General features: G+C 34.8%; 18 protein-coding genes. 10 read left to right on the top strand and 8 right to left on the bottom strand.

Annotated features, from left to right (window positions below):
- Window positions 1–267: 267 nt before the first annotated feature.
- Entirely contained in the window at window positions 268–660 is a 393-nt protein-coding gene (locus VB264_RS16395) for a hypothetical protein (RefSeq protein WP_323250943.1), read from the bottom strand.
- Window positions 661–1,092: 432 nt separating this feature from the next.
- Between VB264_RS16395 and VB264_RS16390 the strand changes: the two genes are divergently transcribed.
- The 10 genes from VB264_RS16390 to VB264_RS16345 all read left to right on the top strand — a co-directional run bounded on the left by VB264_RS16390 (window position 1,093) and on the right by VB264_RS16345 (window position 15,166).
- Entirely contained in the window at window positions 1,093–2,574 is a 1,482-nt protein-coding gene (locus VB264_RS16390; RefSeq protein ID WP_323250941.1) for a PQQ-binding-like beta-propeller repeat protein, read from the top strand.
- Between the two features lie 365 nt (window positions 2,575–2,939).
- A complete protein-coding gene (locus tag VB264_RS16385) occupies window positions 2,940–6,269 on the top strand; it encodes a SusC/RagA family TonB-linked outer membrane protein (protein WP_323250939.1) in 3,330 nt (1,109 codons plus the stop codon).
- Between the two features lie 108 nt (window positions 6,270–6,377).
- Window positions 6,378–7,985 carry a SusD/RagB family nutrient-binding outer membrane lipoprotein gene (locus VB264_RS16380; protein ID WP_323250937.1) on the top strand — a complete coding sequence of 536 codons (1,608 nt, stop codon included), beginning with the start codon at window positions 6,378–6,380 and terminating at the stop codon, window positions 7,983–7,985.
- 70 nt (window positions 7,986–8,055) lie between these two features.
- The gene (locus tag VB264_RS16375) at window positions 8,056–8,565 is read left to right on the top strand and encodes a hypothetical protein (protein WP_323250935.1); all 510 of its coding nucleotides are present in this window, start codon (window positions 8,056–8,058) and stop codon (window positions 8,563–8,565) included.
- A gap of 46 nt (window positions 8,566–8,611) precedes the next feature.
- Window positions 8,612–9,427, top strand: a complete 816-nt coding sequence (locus VB264_RS16370; RefSeq protein ID WP_323250933.1) for a tyrosine-protein phosphatase — start codon at window positions 8,612–8,614, stop codon at window positions 9,425–9,427.
- A gap of 704 nt (window positions 9,428–10,131) precedes the next feature.
- On the top strand, window positions 10,132–11,361 hold the full coding sequence (locus VB264_RS16365; protein ID WP_323250931.1) for a multidrug effflux MFS transporter: 1,230 nt from the start codon (window positions 10,132–10,134) through the stop codon (window positions 11,359–11,361).
- A 546-nt stretch (window positions 11,362–11,907) separates the two neighbouring features.
- Window positions 11,908–12,705, top strand: coding sequence for a hypothetical protein (locus VB264_RS16360; RefSeq protein WP_323250929.1), 798 nt, complete (start codon window positions 11,908–11,910; stop codon window positions 12,703–12,705).
- A 12-nt stretch (window positions 12,706–12,717) separates the two neighbouring features.
- On the top strand, window positions 12,718–13,260 hold the full coding sequence (locus VB264_RS16355; RefSeq protein ID WP_323250927.1) for a hypothetical protein: 543 nt from the start codon (window positions 12,718–12,720) through the stop codon (window positions 13,258–13,260).
- Entirely contained in the window at window positions 13,235–14,071 is an 837-nt protein-coding gene (locus tag VB264_RS16350; protein ID WP_323250925.1) for a hypothetical protein, read from the top strand. Before VB264_RS16355 ends, VB264_RS16350 begins: the two co-directional genes overlap by 26 nt.
- A 222-nt stretch (window positions 14,072–14,293) precedes the next feature.
- The gene (locus VB264_RS16345; RefSeq protein WP_323250923.1) at window positions 14,294–15,166 is read left to right on the top strand and encodes an Rpn family recombination-promoting nuclease/putative transposase; all 873 of its coding nucleotides are present in this window, start codon (window positions 14,294–14,296) and stop codon (window positions 15,164–15,166) included.
- An 87-nt stretch (window positions 15,167–15,253) separates the two neighbouring features.
- Here VB264_RS16345 and VB264_RS16340 read toward each other — a convergent pair whose 3' ends face one another.
- The 7 genes from VB264_RS16340 to VB264_RS16310 form a co-directional block, all read right to left on the bottom strand.
- Complete coding sequence (locus tag VB264_RS16340) at window positions 15,254–17,416, bottom strand: xanthine dehydrogenase family protein molybdopterin-binding subunit (RefSeq protein ID WP_323250921.1); 2,163 nt, start codon at window positions 17,414–17,416, stop codon at window positions 15,254–15,256.
- An 18-nt stretch (window positions 17,417–17,434) separates the two neighbouring features.
- The gene (locus VB264_RS16335; protein ID WP_323250919.1) at window positions 17,435–17,923 is read right to left on the bottom strand and encodes a (2Fe-2S)-binding protein; all 489 of its coding nucleotides are present in this window, start codon (window positions 17,921–17,923) and stop codon (window positions 17,435–17,437) included.
- 138 nt (window positions 17,924–18,061) lie between these two features.
- Window positions 18,062–18,910: an SMP-30/gluconolactonase/LRE family protein gene (locus VB264_RS16330; protein ID WP_323250917.1), complete on the bottom strand. Its 849-nt coding sequence runs from the start codon at window positions 18,908–18,910 to the stop codon at window positions 18,062–18,064.
- A gap of 149 nt (window positions 18,911–19,059) precedes the next feature.
- Window positions 19,060–20,622 (bottom strand): hypothetical protein, encoded by a 1,563-nt coding sequence (locus VB264_RS16325; RefSeq protein ID WP_323250915.1) that lies wholly within the window; start codon window positions 20,620–20,622, stop codon window positions 19,060–19,062.
- Between the two features lie 171 nt (window positions 20,623–20,793).
- Window positions 20,794–23,292, bottom strand: a complete 2,499-nt coding sequence (locus VB264_RS16320; RefSeq protein WP_323250913.1) for an Hsp70 family protein — start codon at window positions 23,290–23,292, stop codon at window positions 20,794–20,796.
- A gap of 153 nt (window positions 23,293–23,445) precedes the next feature.
- Window positions 23,446–23,742, bottom strand: coding sequence for a hypothetical protein (locus VB264_RS16315; protein WP_323250911.1), 297 nt, complete (start codon window positions 23,740–23,742; stop codon window positions 23,446–23,448).
- A gap of 191 nt (window positions 23,743–23,933) precedes the next feature.
- On the bottom strand, window positions 23,934–26,351 hold the full coding sequence (locus VB264_RS16310) for a DUF5686 family protein (protein ID WP_323250909.1): 2,418 nt from the start codon (window positions 26,349–26,351) through the stop codon (window positions 23,934–23,936).
- Window positions 26,352–26,514: the final 163 nt, after the last annotated feature.

Below are 26,514 nucleotides of genomic sequence, written 5' to 3'. Positions count from 1 at the left end.
AATTTCTAAAAACTCAATTGAGTTTGATATATCTTCTAAATTCATTGTATCAGATTTTGAAGACAAAATTAATAAAATAAATCAATAGCCTGACGGCTATGGTGTGCCACAGACCACGGAGAAGGATTATTCATAAGTGTATAAATATCTGAAAATCAAGATATTTATCCCTAGCGAGGGACTTAAGTCCCTCGCTAGGAATAAAAGCTTCTCCATCCGTGGTTTGTGGCACACAAACACAGGGGAGTGATTACTTTAAATAACCACCTAATTCATCGTAATAAAACGCTCATTAGCAACAACCTGAGGTTTTATCGTTCCTATTTCTATATTTTTAACGATTTTAGTTTCACCATCAAAGATTTCAATTAAATATTTACCATCTTCCAATTCTTCTAAATTAAACTTCCCAAAGTATAACGTATCCTTTTTTCTAATATATTCAGAATGCAACACAAAGCCAGATTCACTTTTTAATCTTACAGATAGTTGTCTGCCGACAAGCTTCTCAACTACTACGCTCATTTTCATAGTATTCGTTGCAGGATAAATAGCGACTTTTAATGTCTTTCTACCATTTGTTGCATCATCGCCTGCATTAGCAATCAAGGACACTGTTGAGCATAACGCAATGGCGAGGGTTCTAAGTAAGGTTTTCATTTTCTTGTTGTTTAGAATATTAAATTATTTGTTTAGAAATTACTTGTACGCTTACTGTTTACATATTTATAGTGCTAAAGATATGTGTAAAAGATAGTACCTTGCAATACAAAGTACCCTAAACGGTTAATTATTCTTATAAATGGTAGAGTCTCTTAAAATACAATTGATTTTGGTTTAAGCGAATGCTTTAAAGTTGATGAGTTTTGGAATCAAAAATAGAATTCTTCTATATTTCAGACATAAGATGCAGTTAAAGAGTACTAGGTTGCATTTAATTTTTTAAATATATTTTATTTACCAGTAAAGAGTAAAACTATTATTACTTGAATTTTAATTTTCTATTCAAAATCGTATTAATATTGTATAAAATCAAATAAGATGATTTTTCGAATAATCAATAAATAATACACATACAAACACTTAAAATCAATGAAAAAAGTTTGCCTATTACTTTTCCTATACACATTTTTATTAAGCTCATTAAAAGGACAAATAATTCAATTTAAAAACCAAACAGATACTATTGGCTACAGAATAAAAGATAATAAAGAACCTATTTTGGCTGAAAAATACTCATTCAGTCATAAAATTTTAGGAATGAAATATGATTCTTTAAAAAATCATTATTCAGTAATTTTCAATGGATTACCTAATACTGAAAAAACTAATAAAGTTTTTTTAGGGATATTTAATCCGATTAAAAACGACTTAAAATGGTATAAAGAAATTAATTTAAAAACCCAAGACTTGTCTTTTTCTAACAATTTTCTTGTGTTGGCTTTAAGAAACAAAAATTTTGGAATTGATACTGAAACAGGCAAAGAACTATGGGAAGTAGATAATCCTTTGCTTTTTTCATTTTATGATGCCAATGTAGGTATTACCTATAAAAATAAGCTTTTCAGGAAAAATGATGGACTTTATGGTATTGATTTACTAACTGGAAATATGGTTTGGGAACGAGATGACTTATCTTTTAAAAAGGGGCTTTCTCGCAAGTATATTTATCGAGATACTTCATTGATTTTTTTGAATAATAAAATCAATAGTATTAATGTTAAAACAGGTAAAGGGTGGAGCTATGATATTCCAGTGGCACGTGAATGTGCAGATTTTAATTATCAAGGTAATTGCTTTTTGACGTCTAATTTTTTTCGAGATTCAACCAGTTTTGTTATTGCCACTGTTGATAGGCTTTTGAGAATGAGCTATCAAGGAAATGTAATTTCTGAGACATTTTTCCCTACAGATATAGAATGTAGTGAATCTATTTTATTTCATAAGAAAGATTCGTTCTATCTTTTCAATTTGGGTTATTCTCTATTAGGCGGTTATTATAGAATGAAACAAAAAAAACCTTTTATTGCTAGATTTAATAATGACGGTAGTATAAAATATATCAATCAGCTTGAACAAAAAGGGCTTATTGAAAATTATTATTTTGACAGGGATACCCTTATAATCATGCACAAAAGGGCAATTTCTAAATACTCATTAGAAAATGGAGAAATGATTATGACTAAAGAGATGGAGAAAAAGGAGCTACGTGAATGGAATGGTTTCGTGAAAAATAGCGTGTACATTCAAACCAGTGCTTCAACATATAAAACTCTTTACGAGATAGACAGTACAAAGTATTATGTTTATAACGATGAATTTACAATTACTGTGCTAGACCATAATTTTAATAAACAAGGCGAATACTTAAAGAATAGTTACTATAAAATATCGGATAAATATCTAGATTGGACTTTTATTAATAATAATGATATAACCATTGTAATTGATAAGGATGGAAAGAAAGTCGCCGAAATTCCCAAAACAAATAATATTGAGATTAATGGAAAGTACATGTATTTTTCCTCAGACAGGTTTATTTATAAGACTGAAGTCACGAATATAACTAAATAGAGGTTGTCAAGCTATCCATCATAAATTAGGCTCTTGAAAATAGTGTATTTCAAGAGCCTAATTTATGATAGAAGGTGATACTAAGATTTATGGTTATAAGAAGTTAATCAATTCAGGTTACATATATACTTTTTCGTCTGATAAAAATATCATAGTTTCTGAATCAATTTTCCCTCCCGATTAATTTATTATACTAGAAATAGCATTATTCCGCCATTAAATAGGGCATTAATATATCTCTAATATTGTAACACTATTCTTAAAGATTTAATCATTTCCCCTTGGTTTAAGATAACCCTTCGGTTACAGGCAGGTAATATGACAGGACTAAGTTTGTGACTTCAAACCCAAACTCTTATTACAAGATGAAACATAAAATTTTACTGAATCATGTTAGCTTGTTTTTCATTGCATTACTGATGTTAAGTAATGTTGTGTTGGCACAAGACAATGTTCTAACTGGGAAAGTTATCGAAAAGAATGGCGACGTAATTCCAGGCGTGAGTATTTCTATCAAAGGTACTACGCGTGGTACTACTACAGATGGCAATGGTGTATTTAAGTTGCCTTCGGCAAATGATAAAATGGTATTAGTATTTCGCTACATTGGTTTTGCTACACAAGAAATTGTGGTAGGCAATCGTACAACACTAGATGTAACCTTATTACCTGAAAACAGACAATTAGAAGAGGTTGTAGTAACAGCCTTAGGGATTAAGAAGGAAGCTCGTTCAATTGGCTACACGACACAAGATGTAAAAGGCGAAGATTTAGTAAAAGCACGTGAGCCTAACCCAATAAACTCTTTAACAGGAAAAATCGCAGGTTTAACAGTTTCTTCTTCTGCTGAAATGTTAGGTCGTCCGCAATTAATTCTTCGTGGTAACTCTGATTTACTTTTTGTGGTAGATGGAGTACCTATCAACTCTGATACTTGGAACATCTCTTCAGATGATATCGAAACGTATTCAGTATTGAAAGGACCAAATGCTGCGGCATTGTACGGTTTCCGTGGACAAAACGGAGCTATTTTGATTACGACCAAAAAAGGCTCAAAAGACAAACGTCAGTTCCAAGTAGATTTTAATTCGAGTACAATGGCTGAACCAAGTTTCTTGGCAGTGCCTACTCGTCAGAGCGAATATGGCTATGGTGTTAACTATCAGTATGCTTATGGTAACAAAACTTATGACGAAGATGGTAAGTTTCGTCGTACAAATATCTGGGGACCACGTTTTGAAGGACAGAATGTACCACAATACAATTCGCCAGTAGACCCAGTAACAGGTATTCGTCAGGGAACACCTTGGTTGAATGTTGGTAAAGACAACTTCGCTCGTTTTATGGAAACGGGAATTATCTCTACAAATAACATCGCTCTTTCAGCAAGTGGTGAGAAATACGATTTGCGTTTGTCTATCGCCAACAATTACCAAAAAGGGATGGCACCAAATACCAAATTGAATATTAATAACTTTAATATCAATGCTGGGTACAACTTTACAGATAGATTAAGATTAGAAGGAAATATTAACTTAAGCCTTCAAAACTCACCAAATATTCCAGAGCCAAGTTCAGGACCAGAAGGCTATACTTACATTTTTAACGTGTATGGCTCTAGTAGCTGGGATATTGCTGATATGCGTGATTATTATAAAGGTCCACAAGGTAAGCCAGGTGTTCAGCAGTATTATGCAGAATATGGTCGTGAAAACAACCCTTATTTTATGGCTTATGAGTGGCTACGTGAGCATAAAAAAACTGACGTATATGGATATGCGAAATTGAGCTACAAGATTAATGAATTCTTGAATTTTTCTGCCAGAACCCAAATCACTACTTGGAATCAGTTCCGGACAGAGAAGTTGCCATATTCGATGATTACCTATAAAACACCAGATTTAAGACAGGGTGATTATCGTGAAGACAGAAGAAACTTATTAGAAAACAACTCAGATTTCTTGTTGAGTTTCAATAAGCCAGTAACGAAAGACTTAACGATTTCGGCTATCGCAGGGGCTAACCTTAGAACTTATAGCTATAACTCAAGCTGGGCATCTACCGACTTCCTGATTGTACCGGGCGTATATGACTTCAGTAACTCGAAATATCCTGTAAAAGCCTATAACTACCGTGCTGATATGGAAGTAGCGAGTGCTTATTATACAGCAGACTTTACCTATAAAAACTTCTTGACGTTAGGAACAACGGGTAGAATTGACAAACTTTCTACGTTGCCTGCTGATAACCGTAACATTTTCTATCCATCGGTTTCGTTGAGTACAGTAGTTTCAGATTATATCAATTTACCTCAGACAATTTCATTCTTCAAATTGCGTGGTTCGTATGCTAATGTAAAAGGTGGTTTGACACAATCTACTATTGGTACAGCGTATCAGGCCGTTACAGGTCAATCGCTTTCTAGTGGGTTGATAGGCTATGGTGCTGAAATTGTTTCTGCTTATGATGGCCCTAGCTATGATAACCAAAACTCATACAACATCAATACTTCTATTTACAACAACACACCGATAGCCAACTATTCAGGGACGATTGCTAACCCAGCTTTACAGAGCTTCTCGGTTACTTCTTATGAAGTAGGTTTTGATATGAAATTCTTGAAAAACCGTTTGTCTTTAGATGCTACTTACTTCACATCTATCAACGGTCCACAGATTTTCCCTTTACCTGTCGCTTCTTCTTCGGGTTATTACAACCATACAATCAATGGTGTAACAACTCAGAAAAACGGATGGGAAGTTTCATTAAATGGTTCAGTGTTGAAAAATCCTAATGGTTTAAACTGGAACGTGTTAGCGAACTTCTCTACTTACAAAGAAACGTTGAAGGAAATCTACGGTGGTGAAACAAGTATCTATTTATCTGGTCCAGACCACGTTTTCCATATTGGCGACAGACTAGATGGTTATTATGACTACAAATTCTTGAGAAACAGCGAAGGAAAAATTATCTATTCATCGAACGGTGTGCCTTTAGTACCGCCAACAGGAACGAACAATAAGCAATTATTAGGCAATACAAACCCTGATTTCGTGTGGGCGTTGAATAATAAGTTTTCTTATAAAGACTTCAATTTCAGTTTCCAAGTTGACGGACGTGTAGGTGGCGTAATCAATGACCGTGTATGGGCTTACCAAGTAAACTCGGGTACTGCGATGGAATCTGTTACGGGTGCATTAGGAGAAGCTCGTTTGAAAGAATGGCAAAGTACGGCATTAGGTACTAAAACAGCTGTACCAGCTTATGTTGGTGATGGTGTTGTAGTATCAAGTGGTACAATTAGATACGACGCTGCTGGAAATATTGCTAATAGTAGTGAGCTTTCGTTTGCACCAAATACTAAAGCGGTAACTGTTCAAAGTTATATGCAAGGTGTTTATAATGCCTTCCAATATGGTGAGCCATATTTGATTAGCAAGACTTACATGAAATTAAGAGAAGTTGTGATTGGTTATACTGTTCCTGCAAGATTATTAGGCAATAACAAATTTATCAGAAATGCTTCTGTGTCATTAGTGGGACGTAATTTATTGTATTTCGCTGAACGTACTGACTTTGACTTAGACCAATACGGTGCTGGTTATAATGCTTCAAACAGAAGTACACAAAAAGACCCAGGTTTGCAGTCAGCAACTACTCGTCGTTATGGTATCAACATTAGCTTGACATTCTAATTTGGTTGTTGGTATTCAGCTATCGGTCATCAGTTACTAACAACAGACGACTGATAGCTGAGGACTGACAACGCATAAAATATTTTCAGATATAAATCAGAAATAAAAATGAAAAGATATTTCAAAAAATTATTAGTCATATTACCAATTTTGGTAGCAACAACCAGCTGCCAAAACTATGATCAATTATTACCTAACCCAAACGTTGCCAGTGAAAGTAATACAATTCCACCTGAATATTTATTGGGTAGAATCACTTACGATATGTACGCAGGCGGTGGAGTAGTAGATGGAAGACCAGGAAACGTTTCTGAACAACCTTTCGACCAAGCTCATCGTTGGAATCAATTTATTGTTTCTAATAATTTATATTACGGAGGTAAGAATACCTACGACTGGTCGGTAACGGCTACACCTTACGGTATGTTGAAAAACGCCATTAAGATGGAAGAACAAGCGTTGAAAACCTTAGGTACTAAAACAAATGCCTACGCAGCGGTAGCAAAATTTGTGCGTGCCTATACAGCCGTTTGGCTTACACAACGTTTGGGCGATGTGCCGATGAGCGAAGCAGGTCAAGGGCTTGAGAACCTTACACCGAAATATGATGCACAAAAAGATGTTTACATCAGTGCTTTACAATTGTTAGAAGATGCCAATGCCGACTTCACGAGCTTAATTGCTAATAGTACACAAGCTAGTATTTTAGCAGGAGATATTCTATTGGGTAATGACATCAAAAAATGGCAAAAAGCTGTCAATACGTATAAACTAAGAGTATTGATTTCATTAAGTAAAAGAGCTGACGATACGCCAGAGTTGGGTATCAAACAAAAATTTGCAGACATCGTTAACAACCCAACAAAGTATCCAGTAATGGGAAGTAATGCTGATAACATGGTTTTTACTTTCAATTCAGCTTATAATACTTATCCACATACTCCTAAAGACGGTAATAATAACTACCAAAACATAGGTTCGGCATACTTGAAATTGACAACTGTTAATGCTGACCCTCGTACGTTTATCGTAGCGACTCCTGCACCAGCAGAGCTTGCCAAAGGAAAAACAGTAAGTGACTTTTCTGCTTATGTTGGTTCTGATATTTCTGATGCTGTAGCCGATTTATTTACCAATTCTACGGCGGGTAAGTACTCATTTACCAACTTTAACCGCTATTATGGTTCAGTAGTGGGTCCAGAACCTTATATCATTATGGGTTATTCTGAAATGAATTTTAATATTGCAGAAGGTATCAATCGTGGTTGGGCAACAGGCGATGCGGCTGCTTATTATACAAAAGGTATCAATGCATCATTAGCATTTTATGGATTATCAGAAGGAGCTACCTTGACAATCGGTGACTTGACGGGTAAGACATTAGGAAACGTGAATGTATCAATTGCTAATTTTCTAACAAACCCTAATGTTGTTTACAAAGGCAATAATACTACTGGTTTAGAACAAATTTTAAATCAAAAGTATATTTCATTCTTCCAAAATTCTGGTTGGGAGGCATTCTATAACCAACGCAGAACAGGCTATCCTAAAACATTCATTACTGTGGGTAGTGGTATCAATTCAGTAGGTAAAGTACCTCTTCGTTGGTTGTATCCAGTAGATGAATCAACTTATAATCCAGAAAATTATACAAAAGCATTAACACAATTTGGTGGTAAAGACGATATTTATGCGCCAATGTGGTTATTGAAATAATCTATTTTTATAAAGATTTACAAGAGGAAATTCGTGTTAAAAAGGGTTTTCTCTTGTAACATTTTACAGGATGATGTTAAAGAAATTATTTTGCTTTATGTTTTTTTTGAGGGCTATTTATCCGTTAAAGGCTCAAGAAATAGCCTCTGAATATCCGAAGGTAGTTGGTTATATGAGTATTGTACATCCAATGGTTACGGCTTATCAAAACGAAACTGTTTATAATTTCAATAACGATTATACTGTGGGTTTCCCTGTTGGAATCAATATTCTAAAAAGTGATAGAATCGGGTTTAGTTTCGAAATAACACCCTTTGTCAAAGTTGCCAATGGTAATAGTGCTGTAAGTAATATGTTATTTCATCCTGGTATTATTTTGCGTTACCCAAAAGGATTTAGCATTAACAACCGCCTTGCTTTTGAAACAAGCGGACGCTTTGGATATACGGCTGTTTTTAGTAAAGTAATAGTAAGAACCAAGATGAATAATTTTTTTGTGGCAATGCCACTGCCACTTCGTTTCGGAAATAATAAATCTGCTTCTATAGGAATTGGCTTACAAATGGGTATTACCTTTTAATAGAGATTAGTTTCTTTAAAAATAATCAAATTCAATATTTCAAAACATGAAAAAAATTCTTTTTATACTTTGCTTATTAACTGTAGTAACAGAGTCATTCTCGCAAGATAGTGCTGTGGTTTTTAACCCAAAACGTCAGGTTAAATTAGAAGGCGGAAGCAATTTTCGTGACTTAGGGGGCTATCCAGCGGCTAACAAAAAGCATGTGAAATGGGGACATATTTTCCGTTCGGCAGATGTAAGTAAATTAACAGATAATGATTTAACCACTTTGACTAATCTACAACTTGCTACAGTGTGCGATTTACGTGGACCAGATGAGTTGAAATCTAACCCAGACCGTTTGCCTGCTGGTGTTAATTATATTAACCTACCTGCTGGAAGCGAGAAAGTACAGTCTGGTCTTAATTATGCTATCTTGAACCGTGATTCATTAATGAATTCATTTTATGCGAATACTACTTTTTTGAAGGCAAAATATAAGCCAATGTTCGAGCAATTGTTGGTATTACCTAATGATAAATCATTGATGTTCCACTGTACTGCTGGCAAAGACCGTACTGGTATGGGAGCAGCGTTGATACTTTCTGCATTAGGCGTTGATAAAAAATACATTGTGGCAGACTATGCCGCTACGAATGTTTTTTGGAAAGATACTCGCGAAAAAATGCTACAGGCTATGGCAAAAAATGATGCTGCTATGGCTGCCATGAAACCAATGTTGGCGGCTAATCCTAACTACATCAATACTTTTTTTAATACGATAGACAAACAGTATGGCTCAATGGATAACTTCCTAGAAAAGGAAATGGAGTTGGACAAAGAGGATATTAAAAAGTTGAAAAAATTGTACTTGGAGTAATAGTTAGTGAATTGTGAGTTAGTGATTTAGTGAGTCTTGAGTTGTGAGTTATCATTTCCTGACATACTTGCAAGATTTAATTCTAATAAACTCTTTAATATACTTATCAAACATGAGTTATCCCGAATTTTTCCTAAAATTATGCGTTTTGGAGACAATTTGAGAGGTTTTCTAATTAATTATTGTCTAGCCCTTACTTTTCTTTCCTTGATGAAAGAAAAGTAACCGCGCGGCGGACCGCAAAAGAAAATCAAGAATTCCTAATCGCATCGGCGAACCGACTCGCTTCGCTCAAACAGTAGGAATTCGGGAAAAATCAATCACAAAAAAGCGGTCAAAAACTAATTTTGACCGCTTTTTTGTGATTTTAAAATTCGGGATGACTCATGTTTAATTGTTATGCTGTCTAGTCCTGAAATAGCGATACAACTCAAAACTCACTAAATCACAACTCACTCAATCACTAACTCACTAACTCACTAACTCACTAATTCACTAATTCACTCAATCACTAACTGTTAATAATACATTAAACTATCTAAACAGCAGAGCAATCCAAATCTTCTTAGTAATTTTGAGACTTCATTGAAGGCTGAGTGATTATTAACATGATAAATCAAAATAAAAAGCCATAATACTGATGTGAAATTTATTGAATGTGAAAATATTATTCACAAATCACTCATTCACTCAATTGATAAAAAATGACTAAAAGAACTTACTATTCCCTTATTCTGATACTTGGTAGCCTAACGGCCTTAGCCCCTTTTTCTATTGATATGTATTTGCCGGGTTTTCCGGCCATTGCCAAAGATTTAGACACAACTCCTGCGAAAGTATCGCTTACACTATCAGGTTTTTTCATTGGTATTTCAGCAGGACAACTACTTTATGGTCCCTTGCTCGACCATTTTGGTAGAAAAAAACCATTATACTTTGGTCTCTCGCTATATATATTGGCTTCTATAGCTTGTATTTGGGTTAAAAATATCGATAGCCTAATTGTACTTAGATTCATCGAAGCCATCGGTGCTTGTGTAGCTACTGTTGCCTCAGTAGCGATGGTACGCGACCTTTTCCCTGTGCAAGATAGTGCCAAAGTGTTTTCTTTATTGATGTTGGTGTTGGGTGTATCGCCAATGGTAGCACCTACAGTAGGGGGTATCGTTACCGCTAATTTTGGTTGGCAAGCAGTGTTTATTATCCTTAGCATTATTGGGGCAGTACTTTTATTAGCAGTAATACTTTGGTTACCTAATAGTTTTAAACCAGATCCTTCACATTCTTTAAAACCTGAGCCTATCATCCGTGATTTTATTTCGGTTATTGTAGAGCCACAGTTTTATACGTATGCCTTAACAGGTGCCATCTCTTTTGCAGGCTTATTCGCTTACGTTTCGGGTTCGCCTATGATATTCATGAGTGTCTTTAAGGTAAACGAACAAGTATATGGTTGGATATTTGCCTTCTTGTCTATCGGTTTTATTGGCGCTAGTCAGTTGAATAATTTGGTGCTTCGTAGGTTTAAGAGCGAGCAAATTATTCCTGTAGCCCTTCGAACTCAGTTATTAATAGGTTTTATTTTCTTAGTGGCTTCTTATAACGACTGGCTCAATCTAGGCATTACTATTTTTATGCTTTTCCTATTTCTTTCTTGTATTGGTTTTGCCAATCCAAATATGGCTGCTCTTTCATTAGCACCGTTTTCAAAAAAAGCAGGAACAGCATCAGCTTTGATGGGAGCGATACAAATGGGAATGGGTTCACTGATTTCAGTAGTAATTAGTATGTTCGACGAACCATCTACCTTACCGATGATAGCCGCCATGGCAGGGTCGGCATCAATTGCTAATATTGTATATTTAGTAGGAAAAAGAACAATTAAGCACGAAGTGGAGATTGGCGAAAACGCGGAGGCTGGATTGGTGCATTAGGATTGAGCAAAGATTTAACAATCATTGGAGTATTAAATCCAATTGAATTTTAATACCATTATTATTTAAAACATTCTATGTAGCGGTAACCCTTGCGGTTACCGTTTATTATATCAATCAGACGGTAACCGTAAAGGTTACCGCTACGGAACCTATTTAAATTAATTACGTTATGAAGCTTCAAATCGTAGCAAAACTACCGCTTAATAAAAATCAACCGATTTTCTGACTGATTCCTTGTTGGTTATTACATTATTATTCTATGTTTGTAATGCCAATTCACTACTACAAAAAATAGACATCCGCAGTTAAATGGGGACGAATGACTATATACATATATGAATATGTATTATATCTCCTAAAAGTTTCAAAGACCACTTCTTTAAATAAGCCACGTCCACAAAGAGTTTGAGCAAACTGTTGAAAACAAACTTCTTTTATTTTAATTGATCTTATGAGTTATCATGACGTATAATGTATTCATAAAAATGCTAAAAACGCCATGTTATAGATTTATGCATCTTAAAACAATTAAAACATACAAACATGGAAACCTTAGAACTATTGAGATTGGCTACAATTGAAACAGAATCAAGAGCGTTGAAATCTTCTAGCATAGAGATTTTGAACTACAAACCTGATATTAAAAAAAGCAAAATATTGTTAACCCAACAGGGAACGGCAACATTATTTATGGCTAAAAAAGGAGAACCGCTGTTGGATGAAATATACAAATACCTAAAGTCAGGTGTTGGTGCCGAACAAACCATTGTTGAAAAATTTATCAAACAATTTAGTGACATCAAAGAAATAGCACTGGAAGAGGCAGTACTCTTACAAAAAAAGCAAAATTTGCTTGCCTCTGTCAGATATGGAGGAAAAACATTGTTAGAAGGTTTTTTTATACCTGAAAAAATTAAAGTAGTCGGAGCATCCTTTCCCTATAATGGCGGAGGAATTTTAGAAGAAGGCTTTAAATTAATACAGCATTATAGCAAAGAAAACTTAAAAGAAGAGCTTCAATGTTTTATTGTGTTGCATGAGCCTAATTTAACGAAAGCCGAAGCAGATATTCTTAAACAATTACCTGAAAACCAATTTGAGTTAAATATTGGTACCAATCCAAAAGGTTTTGCTACTGCTTTAATTGCCATTGCCGCAGCAGTTAGTCTGGCTACGGGTATTTGTTGCCCTCATAGAAATGAAGATTTTGTGATACCAAACTATGCTTTTGACCCTTACGAAGTGCACTTGCCTGATGCCGTTTTAAAGCAAATCTCGGTGTCGGCTGCTGCCTCCGAAATATTAAAGATTCGCAGAAACTTTCTAGTTCATAAATATTAAGATAGTTGTTTGATGGATATTTATGAATATATCATCCTCTTATTCTTTTCGTCTTGGCTTGTATTAACCGTTATTTTTCATTTTCCATTAACGGGTAATTACAAGCTGAGAATCAAAGACCCCTTTGGTATTATTCCTGATTGGCGTTTTTTCTGTCCGACGCCTATCAAGAATAACTATCATATTTTATGTCGAGAGTTTTTGAGTAATGGCGAAAGTGCTGCTTGGCGTGAAATACAAATAATACCCCCTAGAAGGTTACTAGATGCTGTCTGGAATCCAGGGCGAAAAACCAGAAAATCATTCTTGGATATCACTATTGAGTTGGCTAATGTAGCCACTACAAACAGAGACCAAGAAAATGTAATAGTTGGTTCAATTGCGTATTTAACGATACTCAACTACGTTACTCAAGCCAACAACAATGACAAATGCCTGTTCATACAGTTTGCTTTGATGACGAGCTGTTCTATCAACAAGCTTGAAAAATCGGAATTATTATTGTTATCAAAATTGCATTTAATAAAAGATGAGCATCCAACTAGAAATACTTAGCTTAACAAGATTAATCTGTGGCGTCTGTAGTATTGTTTATGCCCTAGAAAAACTGTTATATAAAAAGCCAACGCATGATTTATTGAGTTGGGAAGTGTTGCAATTAAGGCATCCTATCTTTATAAAAATACCTATATTTAATCAACTATGTGCTGAGAAAGGAATAAAAATAGTAACCATTGTTTTTCTTATTGGTTCAATAATTTCTATCGTTACTGACATTGAGCTACTATTGATTTTGTGCTATTTTATGATGTCAATGTGTTTGTTGATTTTTTCAGCAAGAAGTGCTTATGGGATGGATGGTTCTGATCAAGTAATCTTCATTATTGCTACTTGTTTGTTTTTTATTTACCTCCACAATACCGTTATCATAAGACATATAGCATTTACATTTATTACATTACAGCTACTATTTAGCTATTTTATCTCAGGTTACGCAAAACTGACTGCCAAAGTGTGGAGGAATGGTGAAGCATTAGTTGGCATTATGGGAAATGATATTTATGGAAATGAGAATGTATATACGTTGTTGTCTCAAAATATTAAAATATCACAAGTATTATCGTGGGTCGTTTTTGGTTGGGAGGCGCTATTTTTTATCTGCATATTTTGCAATCAACATGTATTTATCTGTTTTATCATAGTTGGCTTCTTATTTCATTTGACAAATGCCATCGTGATGGGTTTAAATACATTTTTCCTTGCTTTTGTAGCTTGCTATTTCCCTTTGATACATTGCTATTTACTGGTTCATAGCGATGCCGTATTTAGTTTTCAAGTATTGGGTTATCAGGTTTTTATTGTTTGAAGAAGGTTTTTGTCACAAACTTAGATAAAGGCAAAAAAGACTTATTTGTCCAACTCATTACTTGTTCAAAGCACACCATTACTTATTACTTAAATCTAAGATTATTATATTGTGTAGATTCATAAATTTCTACAGCATATTTTTAAAAATTCATTATAAATTTTTATTTTTATGTAAGCGTTTCTTTAGATTAATCTGTTCTACACTAAAAAAAAAAGATATATGGATATCTATAATGATAATGAAAGATTTATTTCGATTCTGTCCGACTATGGCTTCAAAGTGACATTTGGCAATGAAACGGATACTACTTTTTTAAAGAAGGCATTACAAGCATTAATCAGCTCTAATCTATCAATAAGAGAAATTAAATTTTTCAAAAATGAAATATCAGCTATCACAGTTGACAGCAGAAGTGGCATTTATGATATAGCTTGTGTTGATGAAAATGGAAATCATTTTATTGTAGAGATGCAATTGAGTGAATATCCTGAATTTATTCAGCGAATGAAATTTTATGCTTTACATCGTTTTAATACGATGGTAAAAAAAGGAGCATATAAATTTGAGAACCTGCCTAAGATATATTGTATCGGTATTTTAGCAAAAAATATTTTCCCTTTAATTGAAGATTATCATAATATAGCAGTACTAAGAAATCATAAAAATGAAATTATTGATAATCAAATGACGTTTGTAACATTAGAGTTAAGTAAATTCACAAAGCAGTTATTTGACATACAAACAGATTTGGATAAACTGATTTATACAATGAAAAATTTACATACTGTTACAGATACCTCTCAATTTCCTACTTTTTGGGATGAAGAGTGGCTTAAAAAAGCCATTCATGAAGTAGATTTGCGGGCTATGACGGCAGAACAAAAACTTGCCTATGAAATGGCTATTTCTGCAAATGCCTTAGCAGTAAAAAATGAAAATAAAAAAATTGAAGAAATTCGTTTGGCTGATAAAAAGGAAGCCATTAAGAAAGCCCTAAAATATGGTAAACTTTCAATTGAAGAAATAGCAGATTACAATAATATTTCTATTGATTTTGTTCTTGCTGTTCAGAATGAAACATCAAATATTTAAACGATAATTAAATTTTTCAAAATAAAAGAATCGAGTATGCTAATGATATTACCCTTAGCATACTCGATTCTTTTATTTAACAATTACTTACCCAATATTATCAATATCAAAAGGTAAAGTTCTTATTCTTTTGCCTGTTAAATTATAGATTGCATTGCAAAGGGCAGGAGCAAAAGGCGGTAAACCTGGTTCGCCTACACCACCCGGCGCTTCTTCGTTATCAATAATATGAACTTCTGTTTTAGGCATTTCACTGAACCTCAAAACATTGTATTGATGGAAATTGCTTTGTTCGGCCATACCATCTTTGAAGGTAATACCGTTTTTGATAGCAGCAGTCAAACCCATCACGATATTCCCGTCAGTTTGAGCTTTGATATTATCAGGGTTTACCGTCATACCGCAGTCGATTACCGAAACTACTTTGTCTATTTTAACGCCCTTACCATTCTTAGATACCGTTACAGCATGGGCGACAATAGTGCCAAAAGAGCGAGCAATGGCAATACCTATCGCTTGGTTTTCTGGAAGTTTCTGGTGATAATTTGCTTTCTTGGCTAACGTTTGCAATACTCTACTGAACCTTGTAGCATCTGCCAACATATCCAAACGGAAAGCCAATGGGTCTATATTAGCAGCATGGGCTAATTCGTCTATAAAGGATTCTTGTCCGAAAGCAGTAGTAGAAGAATATACCGAACGCCACCAAAGTATAGGAATGTCAGTTTCTGCTAAATGGAAACTAGCTTTTCTATTGGTAAAATCATAAGGACTATCTTCGGTATTAGCCGTTTCAATCGCCCAATCATCTGGCGCATTTTTCAATGGATTACCAAATACTTGGTGCTGAATAGAGCTACCTACAATTTTATGATTCACTGCCACAACATTACCTTTTTCATCCAACCCCCCTTGCATCGCCGAAAGCATACCGGGGCGGAATGGCCCTTGTGTAGTATCGTCTTCGCGTGTCCAAATTACTTTTACGGGAGCTTTGATTTGTTTTGACAAATTAGCCGCTTCCATTACGTAATCAAAATAGGCTTTTCTGCCAAAAGCACCGCCCATAAAAGGCACATTCACTTTTACATTTTCGGGCTTGATATTCAAATATTGAGCTAATTGCGGAATCAATCCATCTGGCCCTTGAATAGGTGCCCAAACCTCTACTTTATCGCCTTGTACCCAAACTGTAGCATTTTCAGGTTCAAGTGGCGCATGAGCCAAGAAAGGTGTTTCGTATTGGGCTTCAATTTTTTTATTGGCTGCTTCAAAACCTTTGTTAAAGTCGCCGACTTTTTCTTTTTTATACTCTTGTCCTTCGGTTTTGGCTAAAGTACGTAAGTTTTCAAAGTATGCATCGGTTGAGATTTTATCTGAACCCTGAGCATCCCAAGTGATTTTCAATGCTCTTCGTCCTTTCAATGCTCCCCAATAGGTATCAGCAATGACTGCTACCGTTTCTACGGCTTTGTGTGGCATCTTACGTTCTGATTTCAGCACGTGTTTTACGCCTTTTACCTTCATGGCTACCGAACTATCAAAGTTTACAACTTTGCCATGAATAGTTGGTGAGCGTTCGATGCTGGCAAACAACATTCCCGGAATTTCTGAATCTATGCCAAAAATAGCTGTTCCATTTACCTTTGAAGGAATCTCTGGACGAGGCACTGATTTCCCTAACAGTTTAAACTCTTTAGGACTCTTTAGTTTTGGGTTTTTAGGCACTTCTAATTTAGAGGCCTCTTCTACCAATTCTCCATACGTATACGATTTACCTGAGGGTTTATGAAAAACCTTGCCTGCTTGGGCATAACATTCTGTAGTAGGTACTTGCCATTTTTTGCTAGCAGCCGTAATCAACATTTCTTTTACCGCAGCCCCTGCCTTACGCATTGGTAGCCAACGTGTACGAACCGAAGACGACCCGCCCGAAAGTTGAGCACCATATTTCCCTTGCCCGTCCGTATTACGGATTTCTACTTGATCTAAGGTTACTTCCAATTCTTCGGCAATCAATAGCGGAAGCGCTTGGTAAGTACCTTGTCCCATATCAGGGCGTGCATTGAAAAGAATAATCTTACCATCATCATTAATCAAAATGTATGGGTCTAATTCTATTCCTAATGCAGCGGCAGTAGTATCAATTTTGTGAAGACTTTCTGCTTTTCCAATAGATGAAAAAGAAAAGCCTATTGCCAATATCGTACTGGCTTTTATGAAGTCTCTGCGTGAGTTATTCTGTGTCATGTTCGTGTGGTTTAAAGATTACTTACCAGTAGAGTTCGTTCCTTCGTGCATCAATTCAGCTGCCCTATGGATGGCCTTACGGATACGTGGATAAGTACCACAACGACAAATGTTTCCAGACATCGCATCATCTATTTCGGAATCTGTGGGGTTACTTTTTTCTTTTAATAATGCCACAGCCGACATAATTTGTCCCGACTGACAGTAACCACATTGTGGCACTTGTTCTTCAATCCATGCTTTCTGAACGGCACTATCAGTATTTGCTGAAATGCCTTCGATAGTCGTTATTTTGTTGGTCGCCTTTACTGTTGAGATTGGCGTTGAACAAGAACGAATAGGTTGACCGTCTAAGTGGACAGTGCAGGCACCACAAAGTGCCATGCCACAACCAAATTTAGTACCTTTCAATCCTACATAATCGCGAATAACCCACAAAAGGGGAGTGTCGGCGTCAGCATCTACATTATACTTTTTGCCGTTTATTAATAGATTATACTTTGCCATATTTTTAATTTTTTTATTTAAGCTTTAGGCTGTATGCAGTAGGCCTTAAGCTTTAAGTTGGTAATTAAGCCCGATGCTTTTTTAAGAGCTAATTTAGACTGATTTTAAAGCTTATTGCCTACAGCCTATTGCTTAAAGCTATTCTACCGAATAAGCCATTATCTTATTTTTCAAGAAAGTGGGGATGATTAATAGTTTTTTACTTGGAATATACTCAAAATCTGCCGTGTTTACTTTTGCATCAACAAAGTCGAGTAATAATTGTGTTTTTCCTTCTGTGTTGATATGCCAAACTTTTCCTCTCCATTCAGATGCAAAATATCCTTTTTTGCCATCTGTTAAAATACCATCAATACCGCCCATTCCTTCAGCAATTGTTGAAAATTGTTGTGACTGTAAATCATAAGCCAATATTTTACCATCACCATTGCCGGCAATCAACTTACCATTTTCAAAGAATAATCCATTGGGACTTTTCAATGGTGCTCCTTCAACTACTTTTACAATCTGACCTTTATCTAATTTCCAAAGTCTATCCGAACGCATATCTGTGAAATAAACGATTTTGTTTTTCGTATCTACACCAATATCGTTCAAGAACTTCGCATCTGGCACGTCGTATTTGTTCAATACTTTTCCAGACTTAGCATCGATTTCTACCAATTTAAAAATCTCAGTGACATACAGCTTTCCATCCAAAAACCCCAAGCCTTTAGTCGATTGCAAGTTTTCAGTGAATTTTTGTTGAGTAACCTTTCCATTCAAATCTACTTTGGCAATATAACTGTTTGAGTTAGTAGCGGCTGGCCCACCGTTGATACAAGAAACAAACACTGTTTTTGATTTAGGCTCAAACAAGATTGATTCAGGCGTAAGCAAGCTGGTAGTATCGCTTTCCCATAACTTTTTAAGCGTTACCTGTGAAAACGAAGAATTTATAGATAATACAAAAACGAAAAGTAAACTTAAACGGACTATATTTTTCATATTTTGACGATTTAAAAATTAGAGATAATGAATGTTCTTAGATAGTATAAAAATAGTACTTTAAAATGATTTACTTGTCTGTTTTTAGATGATTGCTAACAAATATTTGCTAAACAGAATTAATACAGGTAAAAAGCCCTTTGACTATCTCATTGAAAAAGTATAGAAGAGTCATTCTCTCTTAATTCGATATTTTTAACTTCTGGGAACACCCCTCTGTCGAGTTTATCATTATTAAACAAGATAGATGAATTTGCATTGGTTGATGTAACGGTATATTGTTTCAAAAAAGTAGCTATACTATTCTTGTGTGGTTCAGAGAAATATCCCTGAAAAAATATTTTCTTGTTCGTTTGAGCATCAAGAGATATGCTTGAAACTAGTTTCCATTTTTTACCAAAATAGAAAAACAGTACATCTCCCTCACAACATTCTAAGTAGAAACTATTTTTGTGTTCAACAAAATAACTCCTGTTGGCATTACAACCAGCTTTGAAAACAATTACATCATAATCGGTTTCGTTTTTTATAGTAACTGTTTGCGGATTATATTTTTCCTTAGTGTCAATCTGTTCTTCAAGGTTGCCATCATTTAGATTCGAAACTAAATTTTGCCCATTTTTACCATATATTACAGAGCCACTTTTATCAAACTTATTTTTTAACAATGTTTTCTGATATTCTTGAATTTGCAGGATATAGTAGGTATTCGCTGGTATTTTAATGCTAGTATTATTCTGTTGGGTCTCACCATACTGTTGTGCCTCACCATAACTACTAGGAGCTTGAAAAGTTTGAGAAGGAGGAGGCGTATATGTGCTACTACTGCTCGAAGAATGATTTGAGCATGAATTTATTCGTGCTATATTCACCAAAACAACAATCACCCAATATATCCAGTTATAACTTTTGTCAGTCTTGTTTTCATTATGATAATTATCTGAATATATCTGATGGTTTTTTGAAATAACCTCTTTGATTGAATCATCACAGATGGTTTGATTCAATTGAGTACTGATTTCATAAGTCCATTCTCTATCTTTACGTTGTATTGCTACTGTGTATTCGATGATGATGTAACAGTATTTATTCCGTATCTCTTCAAAATAAGGTGGTAAATTATTCAAGAAGTCTGTCCAGATTGGTTCAGAAATAAAATCAAATGCCTCTTTGTTAGTTCTAATGTTTGGAGACTTTATGGCTTCATCGATGTCTTCTATTATTTGTATAATCTCAAGATAGAGATAGTCATACACAGCATAGCTATTCTTTTCATCAAAAGTATTTAGTAAATCAAATACTGCTACATGTTTTTCAAAAAGCCTTTTTCTGAAATTTAGTTTAACATATTCCAAGGCAGCTTCTTGTATAGTATTTTGAAGCCAATCATTTGAAGGATAATCCTGCAATAAGTCATTTAACGAATCCGCAGGAAATATGTATGTTGTAGGGTTTTCTAACCAATCTAAAATAGGTTTACGCTTGAAAATTTCTTTTTGAAGTGATAAATTATCTACTTCCTTGAGTTGGTCAATTATTTTCAGTACTTCATCTTTCGTATAAGATTTATCATTTATCTTGATACTAATGTCTGTACTTAAGCTGAATTCTGCTAATATTTTCTTCCTTAGTCTGTTTATATCCTCAACTACAAGTTCATCGGGTTCAATATTTAAACTGTCAAGTATGTGGAGTGGTGATTGATATGGCATAGTTGTTAAAAAGTGATTGAGGTATTTATCTTACTAAGTAGTTATTAGTAAATAGTGATTGGTGAACGGTTTGCTATTGTTTTGTCATGTCAAGTATCTAATTGACAGTTATTTACAATGAATGAAAAAATATTGCTTTAATGGATATTGATTACTATGTTTCATTAATTGTCAACCAAGTCCAGTTCCTTTAATTTTGGTTTCTAATATCTCAGAATTTTTAGTCAGGCTTACAAGCAACATTAATACACTTCTTAGGTCTATGTAATTTTGCCTTTCAAGGGCTTTTTCACCACGATTGATTTCTTTTTTTGCAGCACCATAATCGGTATATTCATCAGGGGATAATGAGGCATAAGTATGGTAAAAATGCACAAGCAGAGTAGGAGTGTAAAAAATAACATTATTGTTTAGTCGTATGGTTTTTTGATAATGCCCCTCTATTAAATAATAATTATTACTACGCATGATTCTTATTTCATCTTCTTTTAATTTGGTAGCATCAACTTGATATTTTTGGGGTATATCATCTATGTTTTGCAACCACGACTGCAAGGTCTCCATCAAATCATAATATCGCTCTTTGATTTGAAAGATTCTATTGTTTACTGTACCATTGGTATAGAGTTCTTTTGCTAGTTTTCTTTTTGCTTCATATAGTTGATATTTTTCATCGGTATAAAAATCTGCCTTCAATGTTTTTGCTTGTATATACAAATCCCTCGCTTGTTCCACTTTATCTTGTAGATGAGCCGCCAATTCAAATTCCTCATTTTTTACAGCTTTACTTAAATCTAGTTCAAGTTGCCCTCTTAACTCATGAATTTCGTCTCTGAGTTTTGCAATACTCACATATCTTTTTGTAGGACTGAATACTTCTTCAAATTGTTGGTCAGTCATACTTAAATGCGTACTGATAGATATATCACGCGACTCGCTCATCTCTATTTTTATCTCTACATCCGACCCTTTCACTAAGTCACTAACCAATTTCTCAGCCTTTATTTCAATCACACCAATTACTTTATTCGTACTTGGGTGTTGATTGGCGTCACCTTCCATCAAATTAATGATTAAGGAATCATCAGAGCCCTTTTTTATTGTACGACTAATTTCTCGGTAAATCGTTTTAGTAAGTGGCAGAATACTATTTCTAGTAAAAATGACCTGACATTTTGTTGAGTTATTATTCAAATCATCAATCTCAATACAAATGTCCTCTGGTAATGGCTGTCCGTATAAATTAAACAATCCTTGGGAGATATGAACCTCGTCAACTAAGACTTCAATAGGAGTGTTTGTATCATCAAAAACTTTTATTTGAAATGAATTAATACAGTTAGGTAATAGTAAAACAAACTCTCCAAACTTAGGTGTGAGTTTTTTTATCCCTGAATCAAAACCACCATCATTACGGGTAATTCGATAAAACAAACCTTCTTTAAAATTAGTAACGCTTGCAGTAATATACTCTTCGTGGTCCTTAGTAGTAGCTGTATAGCCTGTTTGTATCGTTATATTATCAAAAGACTCTTTCTCAATGACAGTTACTTTTTTTTCGACGCTTGGCTTATTTCCCGCAAAATAAGCAGCACCCACTACTACGGCCGTTGTCGGGTCAGCATTTCTGTTTACTTTGATGTTCGTTTTTTCAGTAATGGTCTCGTAGATGTAGGGAATATAAGTGCTACCACCTATCATAATAATTTCCTCTATATCTGAAGCTAATAGATGATTTCTATCTAAAATTACTTCTAACATCAATAACGTAGCATCAACTTTATTGCTGATTACACCATTCAGTTCTTCTCTACTGATAATGATGTAAATATCCTCTTCAATCCCATCTGGAGAAGTATAAGCAAATTCAATTTCAGTAGTTAGGCGCGAACTTAGTTCTTTTTTGGCTTCTTCGGCTTTTAATAAAAGTACATGATAAAGCTTCTCATAGATACTATTCTTGGTATGTATATAGTCTATTAATCCCGTGTTTCCTGTTTGGGCTACTAGTTTAGGAATAATAACATTCATGACTAAACTATGGTCAAAGTCAATGCCTCCTAAATAATTATCTCCCTGATGGTCAAGCACACGTAGCTCGCTATTATCTATTCCTACCAAGGCAACATCAAATGTTCCACCTCCTAAATCATAAACCAACCATTTGCCTGTTTCTTTTTCTGATGCACGGTATTTATTGAAAAATGCTAAAGAAGCGGCAATAGGCTCTTGTAGCAGTACTACTTCTTTAAAACCCGCTTCATAACCTGCCTGTTTAGTGGCATTGCTCTGAATGGTATCAAAACTTGCAGGAATAGTAATGACAACAGCGTTAGGTATTTCACCATTATGAATGAAATTCTTTAATTCTTTTAATACTAAAGCAGATAGCTCGATGGGTGACTTGTTATCACTAAGCGAAGGAATATAATAGTTTTCATCTGTACCCATTTTACGTTTAAAACTCGTAAAAACATTTAAAGAATCTTTCAAAAGCCATTCTCTCGCTTTTTCTCCGATGATAGTCCTTTCGCCTCGGAAAGCTACACAACTTGGAAGGGTTTCTTTTAAGCCTATAGGGTTTTTATAAACTTCAACATTAGCTCCTGTAAAACGAGCAATCAAAGAGTTTGTAGTACCTAAATCTATTCCAAAATTAATTGTTTGCATGGGTAAAGTTTAAACAGCTTCAATGTATAATTATCTTACTTGTGTGTTCTATTTTATTGAAAATCAATGGTCTATGTAAACGAAGGCGGTGCGTAAATAAAAGCACATACATCAGGATGCTAAACCGTGTTAATGACAGTTCACGACGCTTACTTAACTCTCAACGATAACGATGCCCCTTTGAAGAATTTTGCCATCTTGCATTACGATAGGCTTGATTACCTCCGTGATTCGCATATTCTCCGAAGGCTCTCCTGTTAAACTGGCTTCAATATCAGTTCTGGTATCAGTATATTTTTCACCTTCTGGAGAATGGTAAGTAATATCCATTTCAATAAGGGCTTGTCGGATTCGTTGAAGATGACGAGCATAAAGCGAGGAATGAGAAGCTTTTTCTGTTTTTTTTTCTAGGTTATGAAGTTGATTAGCTATTTCGATTAACTGTTTCATGGGGTAAAATGATATAGATTATGATTGTTTGCTAAAGTTATAGTAAGTTATGATATAATCAGAAGATGCTTATATTTTATTTATTATTTGAAGCAAAAGTGTATAAAACTATGGGACAAAAAAAAGCGAAAGCACCTAACATCCAAATAAGAAGATAAGTGCTTTCGCTAGCAAAAAACTGTTGAGTATTATCACCAATCAGGGGTGACACCACCACGAACCCTTGAATTAAGCGATACCCTAATGCCAACCATCGTATTATTAAAACTTGTAAATTCCTTATTCGGTATTCCACGATTGTTGTAGGCAAAAACGGCTTCTACTCTTAAAATCCTCAAGATACCATCTACTCCATATCCCACTTCAATATTATGGATATTGTTGTTGGCAGTATAAAGGTAATTGGCGAAAAGGTCTTCACGGATGCCTTTGTTGCGTATCAGGGTCGATTGCGTCAACGCAAATTTTCTAAGACCAAACATCGTCATGATGTCGATATATGAACCATTGGTAGAAAAATAAAATGGGTCAATCAATTTTTTACTTACCCCCCAAATATAGTTATCATAAAAACCCACCAAACGATGTGTAGTGAGGGCTTCCCCAATCGCAATTGTATTGTTGTTACCATTAAAGTGTTTGTAGTCAGCAAAAGTCATTTTCTTGGCACTTAAAAAAGTACCCGCCTGAGCAATATAATTGAAATTTGTATTGATACTTAACGGGAAATTGTGTGCAATGCCTAGCTCAATCGTATGGAAATCCATTTCACTGCCAAACAATTTAGGAATAGCACCACGGTATTTGAAGGTAATCAATGGCGACGACGAAAAGTCTACATAACGAATATTATTACGATATTGCTTTTTCAACGTAGGTCGATAGTTAATCTGAAAATTAGCTAAGAAGGCATCATTGTTCTGAAACTTTGTATCGGGCAATTCCTGACTTTTAGGAAAGTTCGGAGAGTATGCATCTCCACCATAATTAATCCAATAGTAGTTTGTCGTATTTTCTAAAGGATAACGCTTTGCCCATTCTAAAGACGTTTTAATGCCTAAAGTATTAGAAAAACGATCGCTGAAAGAAATATTGACAAAGTCTTTTTCATAGATTTTAACAAAGTTCTTTTTAAGAATAAGCGTCGATAACGAGTTTAAATCTAGGGCTACTGGCGTATCCACATTGTATTGAGAGATAAACTTTCCGCCTGAAATACTTATTTCTTCTTTCTGCGTTTTCCAACGGAGCTTTAACATACCCATCGAACGATTCTGAGTAACTGAATATCGCCAAGTAGGGTCAATCTCAAACCAATCGTATCGGTTTCGTCTGAAACGAAACAAAGCACCCGTATTAAATACAAAGCCTTCTACCGTATTGAAGTTGAAATCTAAGACAGGAGATTTGTAATAGATTTCGTAAGGATAGAACCCACGTTTGGTATCTCCCCAAAAATATGAACGGCTAAACAATACACTACCAATGCCAAATTTTTGATTGGCTTGTCGGTAGGTCGAAAACTCGTCGGGCTGTAGTGGAAGCGAGTTTTTGTTGTGTGAATTAATCGGTAAATTCGGCGTGAAGGACTGAAAGTCGGTATTCGTTTTTAAGTCAGCCCAAATGTTATCGCTTTGCCCTTCGGCATTGTGTACAATTTCAACTTTATCATAACGCTTCAAACCAGAGGCAATGTTGGCATCGCTCCATTGGTTTTTTAGGTTGGTGCCCAAAGCCGACATTACTTGCTTGAACTGTTGCACTTCAAAATTACGTTCTTGCACGTTCACAATTTCACTAAACTCGCTTTCGTCAGGACGAATTAAATCGGGAATGATTTTATGGGCAATGTCCTGATAATCCCAGACTTTGGCCATGTAAGTATAGTCACCCTCAAAGCCCATCAAAGCTCCCGTAGCAACAATCTTATATTGCTGAGGAACCCACTGGGTATTAAAAAGGGCATAATTGATGGTAATATGATAAGTAATATTGTAGTTTTTGACGGTTAGGTCTAAATCTTGTAGATAAAAATCCCCGTCCGTTAAAGATATTATCCCACTAAATACTTTTTCATCATTGTTGTGTTTAGGCGTAACTTTGATGTGATAAACTTTTACGTTATTAATAATTTTAGTATCTACCAATTCAAAATCGTAATATTGGAAAGCCTTTGGCGAGAGCGGAGAAATAGCATCTGTACCTAAAGTAGCTTTATAGAAATTCGGGTTTACGTATTTGTCAGGACGCGCCTCCGCATGATAATTATTTCTCAACGCTTTGTGTTGAAAATAATAAGTATTATTACTACTAACATAGAATTTAGCAAAAGACTCAGATTGATAAACGAGTTTTTCTGCTACACCTTCTTTAGCAAGTAAAGGCTCCCAAATATTTGGTATTGTATTCCATTTTGCTGAATTTTGGATAAATACTTCTGCTTCGTAATTCACAAAAGATTTGTCGTGAACTGGCGCAAGCTTGATAGCCTTTTGAATGATTTGAGTTACATCCAAGCTTGTGTCAGTATCATTTTTTTGAAAAGCGTATATATTATATAAATGGAAAATCAAGAATATAAATAAAGCAATTGTTTTTTTTGGGAACATATTTCTTATTTTGTTTCATCGTCTAGCATAAGTTAAAAGAAGCTTTAGAGAGATAGGAAACGGAATTTAAAAGTTCAAAATCAAATAAAAAATTATTGGAGCAGAATATCTTAAATACTTTTTAGAAAAGGTAGAACAACAAATTTACTAACAAACTTTGGTA

The sequence above is a fragment of the Arcicella aquatica genome (assembly GCF_034928825.1).
Taxonomy (GTDB): domain Bacteria; phylum Bacteroidota; class Bacteroidia; order Cytophagales; family Spirosomataceae; genus Arcicella; species Arcicella aquatica.
This window is presented reverse-complemented; position numbering and strand designations above follow the sequence as displayed.